This is a genomic window from Novipirellula artificiosorum, assembly GCF_007860135.1.
Lineage (GTDB): Bacteria > Planctomycetota > Planctomycetia > Pirellulales > Pirellulaceae > Novipirellula_A > Novipirellula_A artificiosorum.
The window spans coordinates 86,286-101,726 of sequence record NZ_SJPV01000013.1; the positions used below are offsets into that span (position 1 = coordinate 86,286).

Sequence of the window (15,441 nt, forward strand, 5' to 3'; positions counted from 1 at the left end):
CTCCAATGAAGTATTTACCAAACATCATCATCGCACTGTTGATCGGTTCATTCGCATCCGTCGATGCAGCGCCGCCCGAAGCAGGATCGATCGCCGAAAAGGATACAACCCAAAATTGGACCTTCAAGCCCGATCCGACGCTGCCAAATGTGTTGATTCTTGGCGATTCGATCTCGATCGGCTACACCTTACAAGTGCGTGAGCATTTGCAGGGGAAGGCGAATGTGTTCCGTCCCATGGGTCGCAATGAAAATCGGAGAGAAAATTGCGGTGGAACGACTTACGGGCTTGAAAATATTGATCGATGGCTGGCCGTGCAAAAATGGGACGTCATTCATTTTAACTGGGGATTGCACGATCTCAAGCACGTCAAAGCACCTGGGTCCAGTGACAAGTCAAACGATCCCGACGACCCCACGCAAGCGACACTCGAAGAGTATACGAAGAATATGCAGACGATTGTCGGGAAGCTAAAAGCCACGGGTGCAAAGCTAATCTTCGCGACCACCACACCCGTCGTTCCTGGTACGCGCAACCCGCTCCGCACGCCCGAAGCGCCGGTGCGTTACAACGCCGCCGCGCGAAAAATCATGGAAGCGAACAACATCCAGGTGAATGATCTGCATGCTTTTGCTCTGCCGCATCTCGACCAGTGGCAGAAACCCCGCAATGTTCACTTCAAACCCGCAGGATCCGATGCGCTAGCCAAGCAAGTTGCGACCGTGATCACCAACGCACTCGAAGCCCCCAACCAATAATCGCCAATGAGCCGAAGACTATTACCGCTGCTTAGTTTGCTCCTTGTCGCCAGCACATTGCAAGCTGCCGACAAGCCCAACATCTTGTTTATCTTTTCGGATGACCAGTGCTACGAAACGATCGGGGCCCACGGATTGACGGACATCGACACCCCGAATCTGGATCGGCTGGCTAAGGAGGGAGCGAGTTTTAGCCATGCCTACAACATGGGGGCGTGGGCCGGAGCGGTCTGTATGTCCAGTCGGGCGTGTTTGAATACGGGACGCTTTCTGTGGGACGCCAAAGAGGCAACTCGTGAATGTTCGCAGGGCAAACGCAAGTCCTGGTCACAGTTGATGTCCGACCACGGATACGAAACCTACATGAGCGGCAAATGGCATGTGGGCGGGCTGAGTGCGACGAAGGTTTTTGACCAGACGGGCAAGGTGCGCGCCGGAATGCCGAAGCAAAAGCCGGCGGGATACAATCGTCCCAAGGACGAGTCCGACTACGAAACCGGCTGGAAGCCGTGGGATAAGGCGCAGGGCGGCTTCTGGGAAGGCGGCACGCACTGGAGCGAGGTGTTGGCCGATGAGAGCGTTGCCTACCTCGGCGAGAAGGCGGACAGCGACAATCCCTTCTTCATGTATGTCGCCTTCAACGCGCCGCACGATCCGCGTCAGGCACCGAAGGAATACATCGACAGGTATCCGCTCCAGCGGATCAAGGTGCCGGAAAACTTTATCCCTCAATATCCGGACCAAGGAGCCGATGGGGTTCCTATCATCCGCGATGAAAAACTTGCGCCGTTTCCGCGGACGGTGTTCGCCATCAAGGTCAACCGCCAGGAATACTACGCCAGCATCACGCACATGGATGCGCAGATCGGGCGGATTCTCGATGCACTGGAGAAAAGTGGAAAGGCCGACAACACCTGGATCATCTTCAGCTCCGACCACGGGCTTTCCGTCGGCCACCACGGACTGGTCGGCAAGCAGAACATGTACGATCCCGCCATGCGGGCGCCCTTCATCGTTTGGGGACCCGGCGTGAAGGCGGGCACCACGATTGATGCGCCGATTTACATTCAGGATGCCATGGCAACGGCACTGGAAATCAGTGGGCAGACCGTGCCGGAAACCGTCGACTACAAAAGCGTCCTGCCGCTGCTCGATGGTAGGGCCGAGAAAAGCTACGACAACATCTATGGCGCCTACATCGACACCCAGCGGATGATCCTCAGCGGCGAGTGGAAACTCATCGCCTATCCGCAATTAAAGAAAGTGAAGCTCTTCCATTTGAAGAAAGACCCCATGGAAATCAGCGACCTCGCCGGGAATTCCGAATACTCCGAAATACTCGCGCATCTCACCGCGCTGTTGGAAAACACGATGGATGAGATGAACGACCCCATGACCTCGCTGGAAGAAGCGAATTACCCGAAGCAACTAAAAAAGGAGAAGAAGGATGACCATTGAGGCTTGCGCCTCGATGCATCGCGAATTCACTATGAATAGATTTGTCAACCTGACGAGTATGTTGCTGTTGCTTTGTTGTGGCGTCGTTCATGCGCAAGAGGCCAAGCAGACGGACAACAAAGAACAAGGACCCCGCAAGGCGAAAAGATATCTGGAAACGGGGGGCGATCGGAAACTGGAGGTTATATACAAGAAGACGCCCGAGGGGGACATGCCGTTGGATCTCTATTACCCGACCGCGAATCGCGCTGCCAAGTGTCCGGTAATTATCTACACCCACGGCGGTGGTTGGGCGGCGGGGAGCAAGATGGGTGCGGGCAACGCGTCGTTCGCCAAAACGCTCGATTGGAAACGGCAACGAGAGATGTGGCATGAATTGCAAGTCACCAATCCTGTTGCCCCAGAGACCAAAACAGTCGCCTGACTTCAGAGTTAGAGCATCGTTTGTGATTCGGCCAGAGATAAAAATATGCGTGCGGAGGGCTAGTTGACCGACGTGATTTTCAACAATGGGATCATCACCGAAGTCGATGCATCCGCCGCCAGTTCGGGAGAGGAGGGCCAAGGCCGATAATAGCTTGCTCCGTCCCCTTGCTGTAACCGCGGGACAAGAACTGCATCGCACAACCGCCTCAAAACGCAGAAACACAATCTCTTGAATGCGGGATAAGATAGTGCAATTGCAAGCGTAAGGAGACCAACAGCACACACCTCAGGAAGTTTCGGTGCTTGCCTGCACACTTCCCACCGTCCTGTAGACGTGATTCCGAAGCAGCGTAATCATTGCGACATGGATTCGGCCCTGCGCCGGTCCGAGACCGAGGGTTATACTGTCAATCAGCAAGTTGGAAGGCTGACGAAGAAACTCCGGGAGAAAGGTCTCCTTGAGAATACCATCGTCTACTACGAACGCAGTCCGCCAATCGACGAACTCTACGACATGGAAGCGGATCCCGGTGAGCGGCATAATCTCTATGAGAGCCATCCCGAGGTATTCCAGCGTCTGCTTGCCCTGCTAGAATCGGATGTGAATCGCGGGCGCAGTACTGAGGGGCCGGATCAGAAGAACGATGTCGAACGTATCAACACCAGACGAGGCATGAATAAACGATGACGCAGATACTTAAGATCGTAGCCATAACAGCACTCTTGGCCGCTGTCGGCTATGGAGCGGATTTCACCTGGACTGGTGCCGTTGACTGTAACTGGAATGTGTCCGGCAATTGGTCGACAGGGCGGGTTCCGGGAACGCAGCCCGGAGATCGGGTCCTGCTGAACGTTCGAAAAGCTGCGCCGGTCGTGGCGACTCTGGTAGAAGCAGACAATCCGTGTTCATTGCAGTTGAACGATGACGCTTTGCTTGAGGTGACACATAGCGGGTTGCGATGCGACAACGTTGTTCTGGGAGCAGTCGGTGGCGGGCATCTTTTGCTGCGAGGACGTGGCGCTGCTGTCATGACCGTCGAAGGTGATCTGCGAATCGGACAATCTCGTTCGGCGACTTCAGCTTCGTCGGTGAAGCTGAGAACCGGCAGACTGACCGTTGGCGGCGAACTTTATATTGGCAACGGTTTGGTGGATTTCTACGGGCATGCGCCTGAGATCGTTGCGAAAGATTTTACCGTGTCTGAAAATGGGACGCTGCGGTTCGATTTTAACAACAAGCCTGTCGGAACCATTCAAGTCTTGGATCACCTCTCCATCGCCAAAGGTGCCAGGCTGGAGATTGACCTTCGCGGGTACACCATGGGCGGGAATGAGCTTGAGCTGATCCGATTCGGTTCAGCGGAAGGCTCGTTTGAGCCAGCCGACATTGCGATCAAGGGGCTCGGCGGAGGTGTCGTCACCATGGATGGGGACAGCCTGAATCTGACAGTGGTTGATGATGTCGCCGCGAGATCGAGCACGTTGTGGTTTGTTACAACGGGAGGAAACGGAACCAATGTTTTGGATCTACAGATCAATACCGGGCGGCGCATCCGCAATCTCTCATCTCCCGATCTGAGCTATTCTGCCGCGACTGACGGAGATGACAGAATCTATTCAGTGCGTTGGTCGGGTTCCGACTTTGATGGCGACGGTGCCAATGACAAAGTGACTTTCGATTTGCGCGTGGAAGGCTTTGTCGACTCGACCTATCGCTACGATCCCAACACCGAAGCCTCTTCCATGACAGCGCTTGGCGAAATGGCGACTGTTAGCGGTGGCAGCGCCGGATGGGGCGTGGGGAATGATATGGATTTGGACGCCGGAGAAACGCTGCGTTTCAGCGTGGAAAACCTGAAACTGTCGACTCGAGGAGGGGGCGAAGTCGGGCGTTTCGTTGGAATGCAAATGGTCGAGGTTCAAGGCGGTAACAACCATGTTCTGATGGTCGGTGAAGGAGAGGGACTGGAGTCATGGAGATGGAGTAACAATTTAGGGATAGGGTTTAATCCGGAATATCCATTGCTTGTTACGTCCGGTGCCAATTCGAAAGTCGCTGTGAATCAGGTTGCGTTGAAGTTAATCGTTTCGGATCTGCCGGATCATCTGGATAGCGAAACGGACGATTATTCTTTGTATCCGACGGGGCCGCAGCATCTGAGCAATTATCCGAAAGTGACCAAGCGGCGGCATCCAGAGTTTTCCTGGGATACGCTTCCGATGACGGCCCGAGTCAATAGCCGGAAGGCGCTGCCCGCATCCTATGCCAAGACGATGGCAACGACGTATGCGAAAATAGGGCTGGGCGGAAACAGTTTTTATGGAAGTAAATTCAAAGACGAGGGGGTCCGGAAAATGGCTGCCCTGCTGAAATCGTATAACCCCGATGTACTGCTCACCACCTACCGTAATGCGGGCATTCACTTCACTGGTTTCTCGGCGGACAAGGCGCTCAATAAAGAAGAGTGGTTTGAGTATACGCTCGATGAGAACGGTAAGCGAAAGTACATCACGTATAGTGGAAATCAGAATGCCTACAACCATGATCATCCTGACTTGCGAAAATGGTGGGTGGATACTGCTGTCGATCTCATGAATGACCCCAACATTGATGGGATTTTCATTGATAAGGCCAATGGGGGTGATGAGCCTTTTCAAAATGAAAAGGGCGAAATCGTGGCGCCGGAAGGAAAGGTGCAGTCCTATATCGATCTGAAGGCCAGAATTTCAGAAGACGCGTTTCTTACGGGGAACATTCTGCGTACGAACCGTCCGGGAGGAAACCGCGAGCTTCTTCATATTTTCAATGGCACCTATCTAGAAAGCTGGGAACAGGTAAACGGTGACTGTCTGGTGACCATGACCGAGACCGATACCGTTTGTGCCAGCCTGCAACTGATCCGTGAGGCGCGGGTAAAGGGCTTTGACGTGTTCACGAATTTTCGGGAGCTCAAATGGCATAGAATGAATAGCAGAGATGAGCGAGTTGATAAGCTCGTCGCTGCAGGACGAGAGGAAGAGGTCCGTGAGGGGATGAAACAAGCCTTGCAGTTTCCGTTGGCCTTTTACCTGATTACGGCAGAGCCCTATTCCTATTTCCAGTATCAGACGAGCACGGATCCTGAGATGCCGGAATTCTGCTGGAATGCTAAAACGCATTTTGACGAGTTCCGCAATCCGCTCGGAAAGCCACTCGGCCCTCCGGTCAAAGACGGTTACGTTTATACCCGTTCCTTTGAGCATGTGGATGTCTGGCTGGATGTCGAAAATAAAAAGTCACGCCTGACCTGGGACTGGATACCGATCGCCCAATCGCAAGCGGTCGATGTTCTACAAGACACGCCGAAAGCGATTACGCTAACCGGTTCCAACCCTCGGAAAACGAACCTGACGTTCAAGGTGTTTGAGTTTGGCCAACCCGCCGGCGGAAAGCTCTCGGGCAAAGCCCCGAACCTGGTCTATACACCGAACCCCGGGTTTACCGGCAAGGATAGCTTTGCCTTTAAAACCTACAACGACATGGCCGAGAGCCTACTCGGTACCGTGTCCATTGAGGTGGCCCCTACCGGTTCGCAGAAACATCAGTGAAAACAGATTGGCTCGCCCGGACTCCCAAACTACTTTGTTAGTGAGTTGCTTTGATTGCGATGCAGACGGGTTTGGCAACTGGATGGTCATTTGAAGCCCGGTTAAGGGCAATCGAAAGCCTACTTGGAATGCTCCGCCTTCTTCCGCTTCTGATTGACTGATGTACCTTTGGGACTCGCTTTGGGTTGCTTGCCCGCTATCCAATCGCGCGGCCCATCATCCGCCTTGCCAAGTAGCAAAGGTGCGAAGGACTTGCCATCGACCCTTCGGTAGCTCGCCGCCGCCGAGTTCGGCGAAGGTCGGGAGCATGTCGGAGAAGTCGATCAAGGCATCGGTCTCAATCCCAGCGGGCACTGTGCCCGGGCAACTGACGATGAACGGCATGGCCGTGCCGTTCTGTTCACTCATCTTCGCTTTGCCACCTCGCACGACCCGCCCGAGACGCTTGTTGCTGTATCGCACCATACCCGCGAATCGCCGTATGCACCACGCGTTGTTGAACTTCATGCCGGTTGCGGCAAGCTTGTCGATGTTCGGCGTCTGAATTCCCTCGGCTCCGTAGCAACTGATCCATTCCTTGCCCAGGTCATCGACCATGATGAAAAGGATATTAGGGCGAGGCGCGGCGGCGTGAGCGTATGAGATCGAGAGCAACCATAGCAGCGCGACCGCCATTCCTTTGCGCCACCCGGCGGCCGACACCGGTTGCTCCCAGTTTCATTCACACAAGCTAAATTGGGGCTTTCCCAACTCAACGAAGCGGGACCAACCTCCTGCACGAAGCGAGGGCGTTAGGGATCATCGGTGCCGATAGCCGCGGACCCAACAAGAACCGTCTGGTTCGGTGGGTCGGAAGGAAACGGCGTGGCAACAAGCAGCCACCTTGTGAACCGAGAGCGCGATCGTTCGCAGAGAAAATACCGTTCAGGCGGACGCAACCCATGCGGATTCAGGGCGGTTGAGTGTGGAAGATAGCTCCGGTGAAAAACACCGGAGTCAGAAAAACGCACCAAACACGGAGTATTTTGACCGCCAAAGAATGGCCGCTGGAGACTCTCAACCTGCGAACTGGCCGGTAGGGCCAATTCCGCAGATCGTGAGGAGTACAGCGGAAGCAACGGTTCTCGTGACGAGTCTCGACCATCAGACAGCGCCCAAACTCCGATCATCGTGATGTTTGCAGCCTCGCGTTTGATTTGGAAACAACGGCGATCTCTGCCGGAAGTATCTTCGCTCGCTACACGAAGAGGAAATCCGTTGGTCGGGCTGCTCCGTCTTTTTTGCAGTCCCGAGAGACACAGAAGTGCCCGCTAACGGGAACGCTGGCTGACAGGCGGTGAACGCCTAGCTGTCAAAGAATGAAGATGCCGCCAGGAGCTCAACCGAGACATGCCCTCCTCAACTTGATGCTCAATGCGAAAAGTGGCCAATGCCAATGCTGAAGTCATAACGACTACGAGTCCCGATTCAGACGTCGGTCAGATGCTCAATCGAGAGTAATTCGATATTCTCGGGAATCTGCCGTAAAATCCGGGGAAGTTGCGGAGTGTACTCTCGATGGAACAAAACGACACTGCCTCTCACGAACGCTTTCTTACTCTGTTCACGGCGAATGAGCCGGCGATTCGGGCATTCGTGCGCCGATTGGTGCCGACTCGGCAAGACGCGGCGGACGTGATGCAGGGCGTTGCGCTCGTGCTCTGGCGCAAGTTCCCGACAATGGAAGCATCCGACCAGTTTCGCAAGTGGGCATTTGGCGTCGCGCGTTACGAAACGCTCGCTTGGCTGCGTGACAAGGCACGGGATCGGCTTGTGCTGGCGGACGACGTGCTCGATACCGTGGCGCACGAATCGGCTCAGATCGAGAATTGCTTGTCAGCTCAACGCGAGGCTTTGGAGGGCTGCCTTGAAAGGCTCCCCGACGAGCAGCGAACCTTGGTGTTGGCAGCCTACGAACCTGACGTCCGCATTCAGGATGTTGCCGAGCAGAGCGGCCGAACCGTGCCGGCGTTTTACCAATGGTTGCATCGGATGCGTGTGCGACTGCTCGAATGTACGCGTCGCACACTTCAGGCGGAGGGAGTGCAGTGAGCGATTTGACCGACCTGCGGCCGCTGTTCGCCGATTATGCCCGCGGTGGAATTTCCGCCGAGCAGCTTGTGACGCTGGAAGCCGCGCTCCGCGCGGACGCCGATTTGCGCCGTGATTTCATCGAGTACATAAACGTCGATTCGGCCTTGAGCGATCTGGCGGCGCTGTCTGAGTCCGAGGTAGCGGAGATTGAAGTAGCAAAGCACAGAGACGAATCGACAATACGCGTTTCCAGACACTCCGCTTCGTTTACGTGGGCAGCTGCCAAGGCATGGCGAGCGCATCGCGTCGCAGCCATTGCCGGATCGGTCGCGGCGACGCTACTGTTTGCCACGATCCTGTGGGTAGCCAACCCATTTTTGGATAACGACGTACAAGTGGCGATGATTCTCACAAGAGTCGATGCGGCCTTGGCGTATGCCGGCCAGCGGTACGACGGCGCTGAATTGGCGGTCGGAGAGTATCGACTTGACCGGGGGCTACTGCACCTGCGTTTCCATGGCGGGGTGACAGTCTATATTGAGGCGCCTGCCCGATTTGACGCGGTAAGCGGCAACCGCCTACTGCTACGTAGCGGTCGGCTGTCTGCCAACGTTCCGCCTGAGGGCGTCGGTTTTACCGTAGACACGCCGGATGCGGAAGTTATTGACTTCGGCACGGAATTCTCCATCGATGTTGAATCCAGCGCGAGCGAGGTGCATGTATTTAAAGGGCTGGTTCGCGTGCAACCGAAATCGCTCAAAGACGGCCAGGCGGGGCAGGCTGTTAGTCTGCAATCGTCTCAGGCGGTGAAAATCGACAACGCAAGCAAAGAAACAGTGGGAATCCAGTTGGCGACGGATCGGTTCATCCGCAGCTTCGACGAGCCGAAACGTACCTACCCTCGTGCTGTAAAGCAGCTATCCCCTATCGCCTATTACCGGATGCCGATCCGGGACAAAGGTTTGGTCGCTGATCCGCCTCAATACTCAGGCGTCGTCTTAACAGGCGATGGGGTTCGTCCTCCTCACGCGTGTGGAGTGGATGCCGGTGGTTCGTTGCGTGTGAGGGCTGAATCGACAGGACGAGGTGGACGAGTCGATTCTCCACCGCCTCTGGGTACGGGACAATTCACTCTCGCCGTTTTCGTATATCTTGAATCGAAAACTCCCGATGGTACGGTGGCAACGAACATTCGCGGCGCTGAAGGGAATTTCGAGTTGGCGCTCGATGACAAGTGTCGGCTTCAAGGAACGATTCGAGATCGTAGTGGTCAGTTGCGGTCGGTAACCAGCGCGGCGTTTCTTCCGCTTAGAGCGTGGCGTCTCATCGTGATGAAGGCGGACGGTGATCACCTGCGGGTGTACGTGGACGGTCAACTCGTGGCATCGGTGCCGTGCGCGACAGTGGCCACCAGCGCAACTGAAACGGTCTGGTTTGGAACCGACGCCGAAGGAGCGGGGCTTTGGGATGGCCGCATCGATGAACTGGCGATGTTCGATCAAGCGCTCAGCGACAGCGAAATTGCTGGTCTTTACCAGGCTGCATTGGCACAGATGGCGAAACCAAAATGAAACTACACCCCACGGAGTTGAAACAGTTAATGTCGACACGTTACCTTTTGCCGGTCTTCGGCGTCGTTTTGCTCGCGAGTATTGCGCCGATGTCCTTCGCAGCGGATCGGCCGAATATCGTAATCATCCTCGCCGATGACCTTGGCTATGGCAGCCTCAACAGCTATGGCGGCGAAGATGTCGCCGAGGACAGTTTCAATGTACTGACATCGTTCTTGGGAGAGGCGACTCAAGAACCGATTCGTTCTTCGATCCTACTCCACAGTCCCAACGGCAATTTCGCGATTCGTCAAGGCCCTTGGAAATACATCGAAGGCAAGCCGAGTCCGACATTGACAAAAGCCCCGCGGCGCGACGAGCTTGGGGCCCAACTCTACAATCTGCAAGACGATCCTGATGAGCAGAACAACCTCGTGAGCGAGCACCCGGAAATTGCTCAGCGTCTGGCCGATCTGCTTGCGAAGCAGCGCAACAGTGGAAGGTCATCGACGATGACACCAAGACGAGGGATTCACAGATGAACAACTCCTTCTCAGTGGTGGCAGGAGCGTTCCTCGCTTCGCTGGCGCTCATTGCTTTAGCCACAGACACTCAGGCGGCGGCTGATCGACCACCAAACATCCTTTTTATCCTTACCGACGATCAAGGGTATGGCGACTTGGGGTGCTACGGTTCAACGACGATTGACACGCCCAACATCGACAGGCTCTGTGCGGAAGGTATGAAGTTCGAGAGCTTCTATGTGCATAATCGTTGCTCGCCGACTCGCGCCGCCTTGATGACTGGGTGCCATGCACACAGGGTGGGTGTGGATAACGTGGTTTACAGACGCGAGAGAATTGGCCTCCACGCCGATGAAATCACGATCGCCGAATTGCTTCAGAAGGCGGGCTATTCGACCGGCATGGTTGGTAAATGGCATCTGGGCGAATGGGATGCTTTCAATCCGGTCAATCACGGCTTTGCCTCCTTTTTTGGCTTCATGGAAAGTGGCGAAGGCAAGTCAACCGCGATCTATCGAAATAGAGAGATTGTCGAACACGTCAAAGGGAAGACCGACGGAGTACACTCACCGAAGCTGCTGGCTGCCGGAATCGACTTCATTCGGGCCAGCAAGAATCGGCCGTTCTTCCTGTACTACGCCTCTCCGCTTCCGCACACAAAGTGGATTCCAAACGAGAGATTCGCTGGAACTTCCAAGCACGGGACCTACGGCGACGTCGTTCAGGAGATCGACTGGCAGGTGGGCGAATTGATGGAGACGCTCGACGAATTGGGAATCGCCGAGAACACGCTCGTTATCTTCGCATCGGATAACGGCCCGCAACTGAATGTGGAGGGCTACGGCAGCGCGGGCGTCCTTCGCGATGGGAAGTGGACCAACTTCGAGGGCGGTATTCGAGTTCCCTGTAACATGCGTTGGCCCAGCGTGATTCCCGCAGGTTCCATGAACAACGAAATCACCGGCATCATCGACATGCTTCCGACGTTCTGTGCTCTGGCCGGAGTCGACGTTCCGTCCGATCGCGTCATCGATGGACGCAACATCTTGCCCTATATGCGAGGCGAGGATTTGGATTCACCAATTCACGAGACGTTCATCGTTCCGGGGGCGACCGTTCGCCACGGAGATTGGAAACTGCTCGTCAAAGGACAATCGCCCGGTGGCGGAAAATCCGATCGAGTCGGCAAGACGGATCGCATTCCCGCCAAAGCCGGTTCACTTTTCAACTTGAATGAGGATCTCGGAGAAACAACCGATCTCTCGGCGCAACACCCAGAGAAGGTTCAAGAGCTGACGAAAACAATGAACGTTTTCATGGAGGAGCTTGAGACCAATTCACGGCCAGTCGGCGAGCTTCCAAGCATTTCAACTAGACAGACCAATTAACCAGTATGAGGAATAGAATATGAGTCTCTCGCTTCCCACGAACACACGGCGTGACTTTCTAAAAACGGCTGCCACGGCATCGCTACTGGCGACACCGTCGTTTGTTCATTCGTCCGCGCTAGCAGCACCCGCCCGTCCTGGCGCAAATGATAAGATCCGCGTCGGGCTCATTGGGGCGGGTAATCGGGCCAAGTGGCTGTCACGCTGTATGTCTCGGGAGACACATCGCGCGGAGTTGATCGCCGTTTGCGACTGTCACCTCCCACAGGTCGATGTGCTCGCCGCCGACTACGAGCAAAACGCCAAGGTCAAGCCCCAGTGGGCCGCCTATCAGAACTACGAGGAGATGTACGACACGGAAGACCTGGATGCGGTGATCATTGCGACGCCCGATCATGCTCGCGTGCGCGCCGCGATCCTGGCATGCATGAAAGGCCTGGACATCTACGCGGAGAAGCCGCTGCACTTCAGCGTTCCCGAAGGTCGAGCGCTGGTAGAGGCCGTCCGCAAGCACAATCGCGTCCTTCAGGTGGGAACGCAGCAGCGAAGCACGGCCAACAACATCTATTCCTGTAAATTCGTGCGAGAGGGAGGGCTGGGCAAGGTCGACACGATTCTCGTCATGAACTATTCGGGGGCCCAACCGGCCACAGGCTTACAGTCGCAGGCCATTCCGGAAGGCATGGACTGGAATCGCTTTTGCGCACAGGCCCCCTTGTTGGATTACAACGAGAACCTGCACCGCAAATGGCGTCGCTACGACGCTTTCACGGGCGGCCCGATTTGTGATCGCGGGGCCCATGCTCTCGACATGGTGCACTTGGCCATGGGGTGGGAGAACGTGGCGCCGACGCGCATCGTGCCGACCACGCCGGCGGACAACGACTGGGAACGTGGCGTGCGACTCTATTATCCCGATGGCACAGTCGTCCGGCTTGAGAGCAAGGATGGTCCGGCCTTTGGCGGCATCTTCATCGGCCAGCGGGGCAAGATCGAGATCAATCGTGGGCGTTTCGCCTGTAATCCGAACGACCTGCTGGCGCCGTATGAAGGTCCGGAGACGGAAAACCATGTCGCGAACTGGCTCGACTGCGTTCAATCTCGAGAGGAGCCAAACGCCCCGGTCGAGGTCGGACACCTCATCACGAGTGTCTCTCACTTGATCAATATTTGTCGCTTCGTCGGCCGTCCGATCGAGTGGGATGCGACCAAAGAGCAGATTACGAACGACAAAGAGGCGAACGATTTACTGGTCAAGGTCCGTCGCCCGGAATTCGCCCTGCCGACTTCCTAGAACGGGTTTGGGTAAACAAGGGAGAAGAATCATGTCATGGCGTTATGGTGCGTGCAGCAACAGTATGAAACACTTAATAGTCAACGCTGCTTTGTGCATTGTCTTGCTCGGTGCGTTTTTCCAAACGGCACTTGCAGAAGAGAAGAGCATTCCGAAAACCACTGAACCGCTTCTGATTGAAGCGAAAAAGAAGCCGCATCAAGAATGGGTTCCTAGGGAGACGTATACGATTAGGCAATTGTCTGGCTACCAAGCGAAACCTGACCCCGAGTACAGCCGTTACGGTGGGATGGTGGGCACGCAATTCCCGGCCACCGGATTCTTCTATACGAAAAAGTACAATGACCGCTGGTGGTTGGTTGATCCGGAGGGACATCTCTGCATCCACAAAGCAGTTTGCAGCGTGAGTCCTGGGGGAAGTGATGCTTTCACGCAAAACCGGCGGACAAAATTTGGCTCTGAAGAAGACTGGGCTGAAGCGACGACCACCTTGCTCAAGGAACTCGGCTTCAACGGTTCGGCCTCCTGGTCAGACAACCCTCTGCTGCAATCCACAACGAACCGTCCTGTGTATACGCAGAAATGGAGCTTCATGGCTTCGTATGCCAAGCAGCGGGGCATCGCCAAGATGGGGTCGGGAAACCACAAATACGATGGAAACGTGATCCCCGTGTTCGATCCGGATTTTGAGGCGTTTGCTGATGAGTACGCAAATCAGTTGGCGGAAACCAAGGACGATCCGTATCTACTTGGCCATTTTTCAGACAATGAGATGCCGTTGAAACCGGACGCCCTTGATCTGTGTCTTCAACTCGATTCGGGTGATGCGAGCTATCAGGCAGCGATCGATTGGCTGCGGGATCGAAAAGGCCGGGAAGATGTCGAACCAGATGACATTTCGGAGAAAGACCGCGATGCGTTCTACGAATACTATCTCGAACGATACTTCACGGTTGTTTCCGCCGCCATCAAGAAATACGATCCTAACCACCTTTACATCGGCATTCGTCTCATCGGCGTCAGCGACAACGAGACCATGATGCGGACCTACGGGAAGTACGCTGATGTTCTAAGCATCAACTGGTACGGCGATTGGATGCTCCCCTGCGAACGAATGGGAAATTGGGCCAAATGGGCCGATCGACCCTTCATCATCTCGGAGTGGTACGCCAAGGGGCACGATGTGCCCGGCCTGACGAACGAGTCGGGCGCCGGATGGCTCGTCAAGACGCAGAAGGAGCGTGGTTATTATTACCAGAATATGGCGTTGAACCTCTTGGCTCGAAAGAACAACGTCGGATGGCATTGGTTCAAATACGCGGACAACGATCCCGACGATCTGGCGACGGACCCGTCCAACCGAAATTCAAACAAAGGAATCGTCAACGTAGAATACGAACCGTACACGGATCTTGTTGATGTAATGAAAGAGTTAAACACGCAGGCTTACCGACTGATTGAATTCTTCGACGATGCTTCCTATTCAGACGCTTCGTCCCCGGCAGTTCCCAAACACTCGACTGTCACCCGCTGAAGCAGCTAGGCAAGACAGTTTCGTGTGGAGTCATAACCGACAACAATATTTTTGAGGTGAATATCATGTGGAATGTATCTCTCTTTCGACTTCGGCTACCGGCGTGGCCGCAGCACGCCCGTTGGACGACTTTCGTACTTCTGATCACACTGCTGACGGCAACGTCTCAAGCCGCTGAAGGGCAGTGGCAGGTGCTCTTCGACGGGACCAGTCTCGATGGCTGGAAGCCGTCGAGCGACAACACGCAGTTCAAGCTAGTCGACGGCGTCATTGTTGGATCGAGTTCGGGGCAGACGCAGTTCCTGTACACCGAGAAGGAGTACGCAGATTTTGAGCTTGAATTTGAAGTCAAGCTGCATGATCTGGACTTTAACTCTGGAGTGCAAATCCGCACCAGCTTGATCCGCGTGAATGAGCGCGGAGACGAACGACCGTCCGTGCATGGCCCGCAGGTCGATCTAGGGAAATCACCTGGCCGCTCGGGCTACATCTTCAACCAAGGAAATGGAAGCTGGGTCACGCCCGTAGCGGACCTGGTCCGCAACAGCCAGATGATCAATGGAGAGTGGAACAAAGTCCGTGTCCTCGCGGCCGGTCGGAAGATTCAAACGTGGATCAACGGCGAACAAGTCAGCGACTTGACGGTCCCGGGCGAAATCCACGAGCGATACTCTCAGGGCGTGATTGCTCTGCAAGCCCACGGCGTGAAAAATCCAGAGGAGAAGACTCGGCACGTGTCGTTTCGATCCATTCGCGTTCGCAGAATCGAATCCGCGAAGTAAAACCCCATTCGCTCCGCGGCACACGCTTTTTTGCGGAGCGAAAAGGACCAACCAGCGACTCACACC

Annotated in this window: 13 protein-coding genes; 12 read left to right on the top strand and 1 reads right to left on the bottom strand. The window is 55.3% G+C overall.

The genetic code is table 11. The annotated features are described in order from the left end of the window. The first annotated feature begins 5 nt into the window (after positions 1 to 5). The 5 genes from Poly41_RS26980 (at position 6) to Poly41_RS27000 (ending at position 6,230) form a co-directional block, all read left to right on the top strand. Entirely contained in the window at positions 6 to 758 is a 753-nt protein-coding gene (locus Poly41_RS26980) for an SGNH/GDSL hydrolase family protein (protein ID WP_146530477.1), read from the top strand. A 6-nt stretch (positions 759 to 764) separates the two neighbouring features. Next, on the top strand, positions 765 to 2,216 hold the full coding sequence (locus Poly41_RS26985; RefSeq protein ID WP_146530478.1) for a sulfatase-like hydrolase/transferase: 1,452 nt from the start codon (positions 765 to 767) through the stop codon (positions 2,214 to 2,216). A 31-nt stretch (positions 2,217 to 2,247) separates the two neighbouring features. After that, complete coding sequence (locus Poly41_RS26990; RefSeq protein ID WP_197231668.1) at positions 2,248 to 2,640, top strand: hypothetical protein; 393 nt, start codon at positions 2,248 to 2,250, stop codon at positions 2,638 to 2,640. 366 nt (positions 2,641 to 3,006) lie between these two features. After that, positions 3,007 to 3,330 (top strand): hypothetical protein, encoded by a 324-nt coding sequence (locus Poly41_RS35550; RefSeq protein ID WP_315853750.1) that lies wholly within the window; start codon positions 3,007 to 3,009, stop codon positions 3,328 to 3,330. Between the two features lie 35 nt (positions 3,331 to 3,365). After that, entirely contained in the window at positions 3,366 to 6,230 is a 2,865-nt protein-coding gene (locus tag Poly41_RS27000; protein ID WP_197231669.1) for a putative glycoside hydrolase, read from the top strand. 216 nt (positions 6,231 to 6,446) lie between these two features. Here the strand turns inward: Poly41_RS27000 and Poly41_RS27005 are convergent, their stop codons facing one another. Next, on the bottom strand, positions 6,447 to 6,905 hold the full coding sequence (locus Poly41_RS27005; protein ID WP_146530570.1) for a sulfatase-like hydrolase/transferase: 459 nt from the start codon (positions 6,903 to 6,905) through the stop codon (positions 6,447 to 6,449). A gap of 882 nt (positions 6,906 to 7,787) precedes the next feature. Here Poly41_RS27005 and Poly41_RS27010 point away from each other — a divergent pair. The 7 genes from Poly41_RS27010 to Poly41_RS27040 all read left to right on the top strand — a co-directional run bounded on the left by Poly41_RS27010 (position 7,788) and on the right by Poly41_RS27040 (position 15,375). Further along, positions 7,788 to 8,321, top strand: a complete 534-nt coding sequence (locus Poly41_RS27010; protein WP_146530481.1) for a sigma-70 family RNA polymerase sigma factor — start codon at positions 7,788 to 7,790, stop codon at positions 8,319 to 8,321. After that, positions 8,318 to 9,874: a LamG-like jellyroll fold domain-containing protein gene (locus tag Poly41_RS27015; protein WP_146530482.1), complete on the top strand. Its 1,557-nt coding sequence runs from the start codon at positions 8,318 to 8,320 to the stop codon at positions 9,872 to 9,874. Before Poly41_RS27010 ends, Poly41_RS27015 begins: the two co-directional genes overlap by 4 nt. Beyond that, positions 9,871 to 10,395, top strand: a complete 525-nt coding sequence (locus tag Poly41_RS27020; RefSeq protein WP_146530483.1) for a hypothetical protein — start codon at positions 9,871 to 9,873, stop codon at positions 10,393 to 10,395. Before Poly41_RS27015 ends, Poly41_RS27020 begins: the two co-directional genes overlap by 4 nt. Then, on the top strand, positions 10,392 to 11,765 hold the full coding sequence (locus Poly41_RS27025; protein WP_146530484.1) for a sulfatase-like hydrolase/transferase: 1,374 nt from the start codon (positions 10,392 to 10,394) through the stop codon (positions 11,763 to 11,765). The genes Poly41_RS27020 and Poly41_RS27025 overlap by 4 nt, the downstream gene beginning before the upstream one ends. Before the next feature lie 19 nt (positions 11,766 to 11,784). Continuing rightward, positions 11,785 to 13,059 carry a Gfo/Idh/MocA family protein gene (locus Poly41_RS27030; protein ID WP_146530485.1) on the top strand — a complete coding sequence of 425 codons (1,275 nt, stop codon included), beginning with the start codon at positions 11,785 to 11,787 and terminating at the stop codon, positions 13,057 to 13,059. Positions 13,060 to 13,090: 31 nt separating this feature from the next. Further along, positions 13,091 to 14,593, top strand: a complete 1,503-nt coding sequence (locus Poly41_RS27035; RefSeq protein ID WP_146530486.1) for an agarase — start codon at positions 13,091 to 13,093, stop codon at positions 14,591 to 14,593. A 65-nt stretch (positions 14,594 to 14,658) separates the two neighbouring features. Continuing rightward, on the top strand, positions 14,659 to 15,375 hold the full coding sequence (locus Poly41_RS27040) for a 3-keto-disaccharide hydrolase (protein WP_146530487.1): 717 nt from the start codon (positions 14,659 to 14,661) through the stop codon (positions 15,373 to 15,375). Positions 15,376 to 15,441 lie beyond the last annotated feature (66 nt).

Coding starts and splice junctions, on each gene's coding strand:
- Poly41_RS27030 (WP_146530485.1), top strand. CDS start 11,785: ATGAGTCTCTCGCTTCCCACGAACACACGGCGTGACTTTCTAAAAACG.
- Poly41_RS27040 (WP_146530487.1), top strand. CDS start 14,659: ATGTGGAATGTATCTCTCTTTCGACTTCGGCTACCGGCGTGGCCGCAG.
- Poly41_RS27010 (WP_146530481.1), top strand. CDS start 7,788: ATGGAACAAAACGACACTGCCTCTCACGAACGCTTTCTTACTCTGTTC.
- Poly41_RS27025 (WP_146530484.1), top strand. CDS start 10,392: ATGAACAACTCCTTCTCAGTGGTGGCAGGAGCGTTCCTCGCTTCGCTG.
- Poly41_RS27035 (WP_146530486.1), top strand. CDS start 13,091: ATGTCATGGCGTTATGGTGCGTGCAGCAACAGTATGAAACACTTAATA.
- Poly41_RS26985 (WP_146530478.1), top strand. CDS start 765: ATGAGCCGAAGACTATTACCGCTGCTTAGTTTGCTCCTTGTCGCCAGC.
- Poly41_RS27020 (WP_146530483.1), top strand. CDS start 9,871: ATGAAACTACACCCCACGGAGTTGAAACAGTTAATGTCGACACGTTAC.
- Poly41_RS35550 (WP_315853750.1), top strand. CDS start 3,007: ATGGATTCGGCCCTGCGCCGGTCCGAGACCGAGGGTTATACTGTCAAT.
- Poly41_RS27005 (WP_146530570.1), bottom strand. CDS start 6,905: ATGGCGGTCGCGCTGCTATGGTTGCTCTCGATCTCATACGCTCACGCC.
- Poly41_RS26980 (WP_146530477.1), top strand. CDS start 6: ATGAAGTATTTACCAAACATCATCATCGCACTGTTGATCGGTTCATTC.
- Poly41_RS26990 (WP_197231668.1), top strand. CDS start 2,248: ATGAATAGATTTGTCAACCTGACGAGTATGTTGCTGTTGCTTTGTTGT.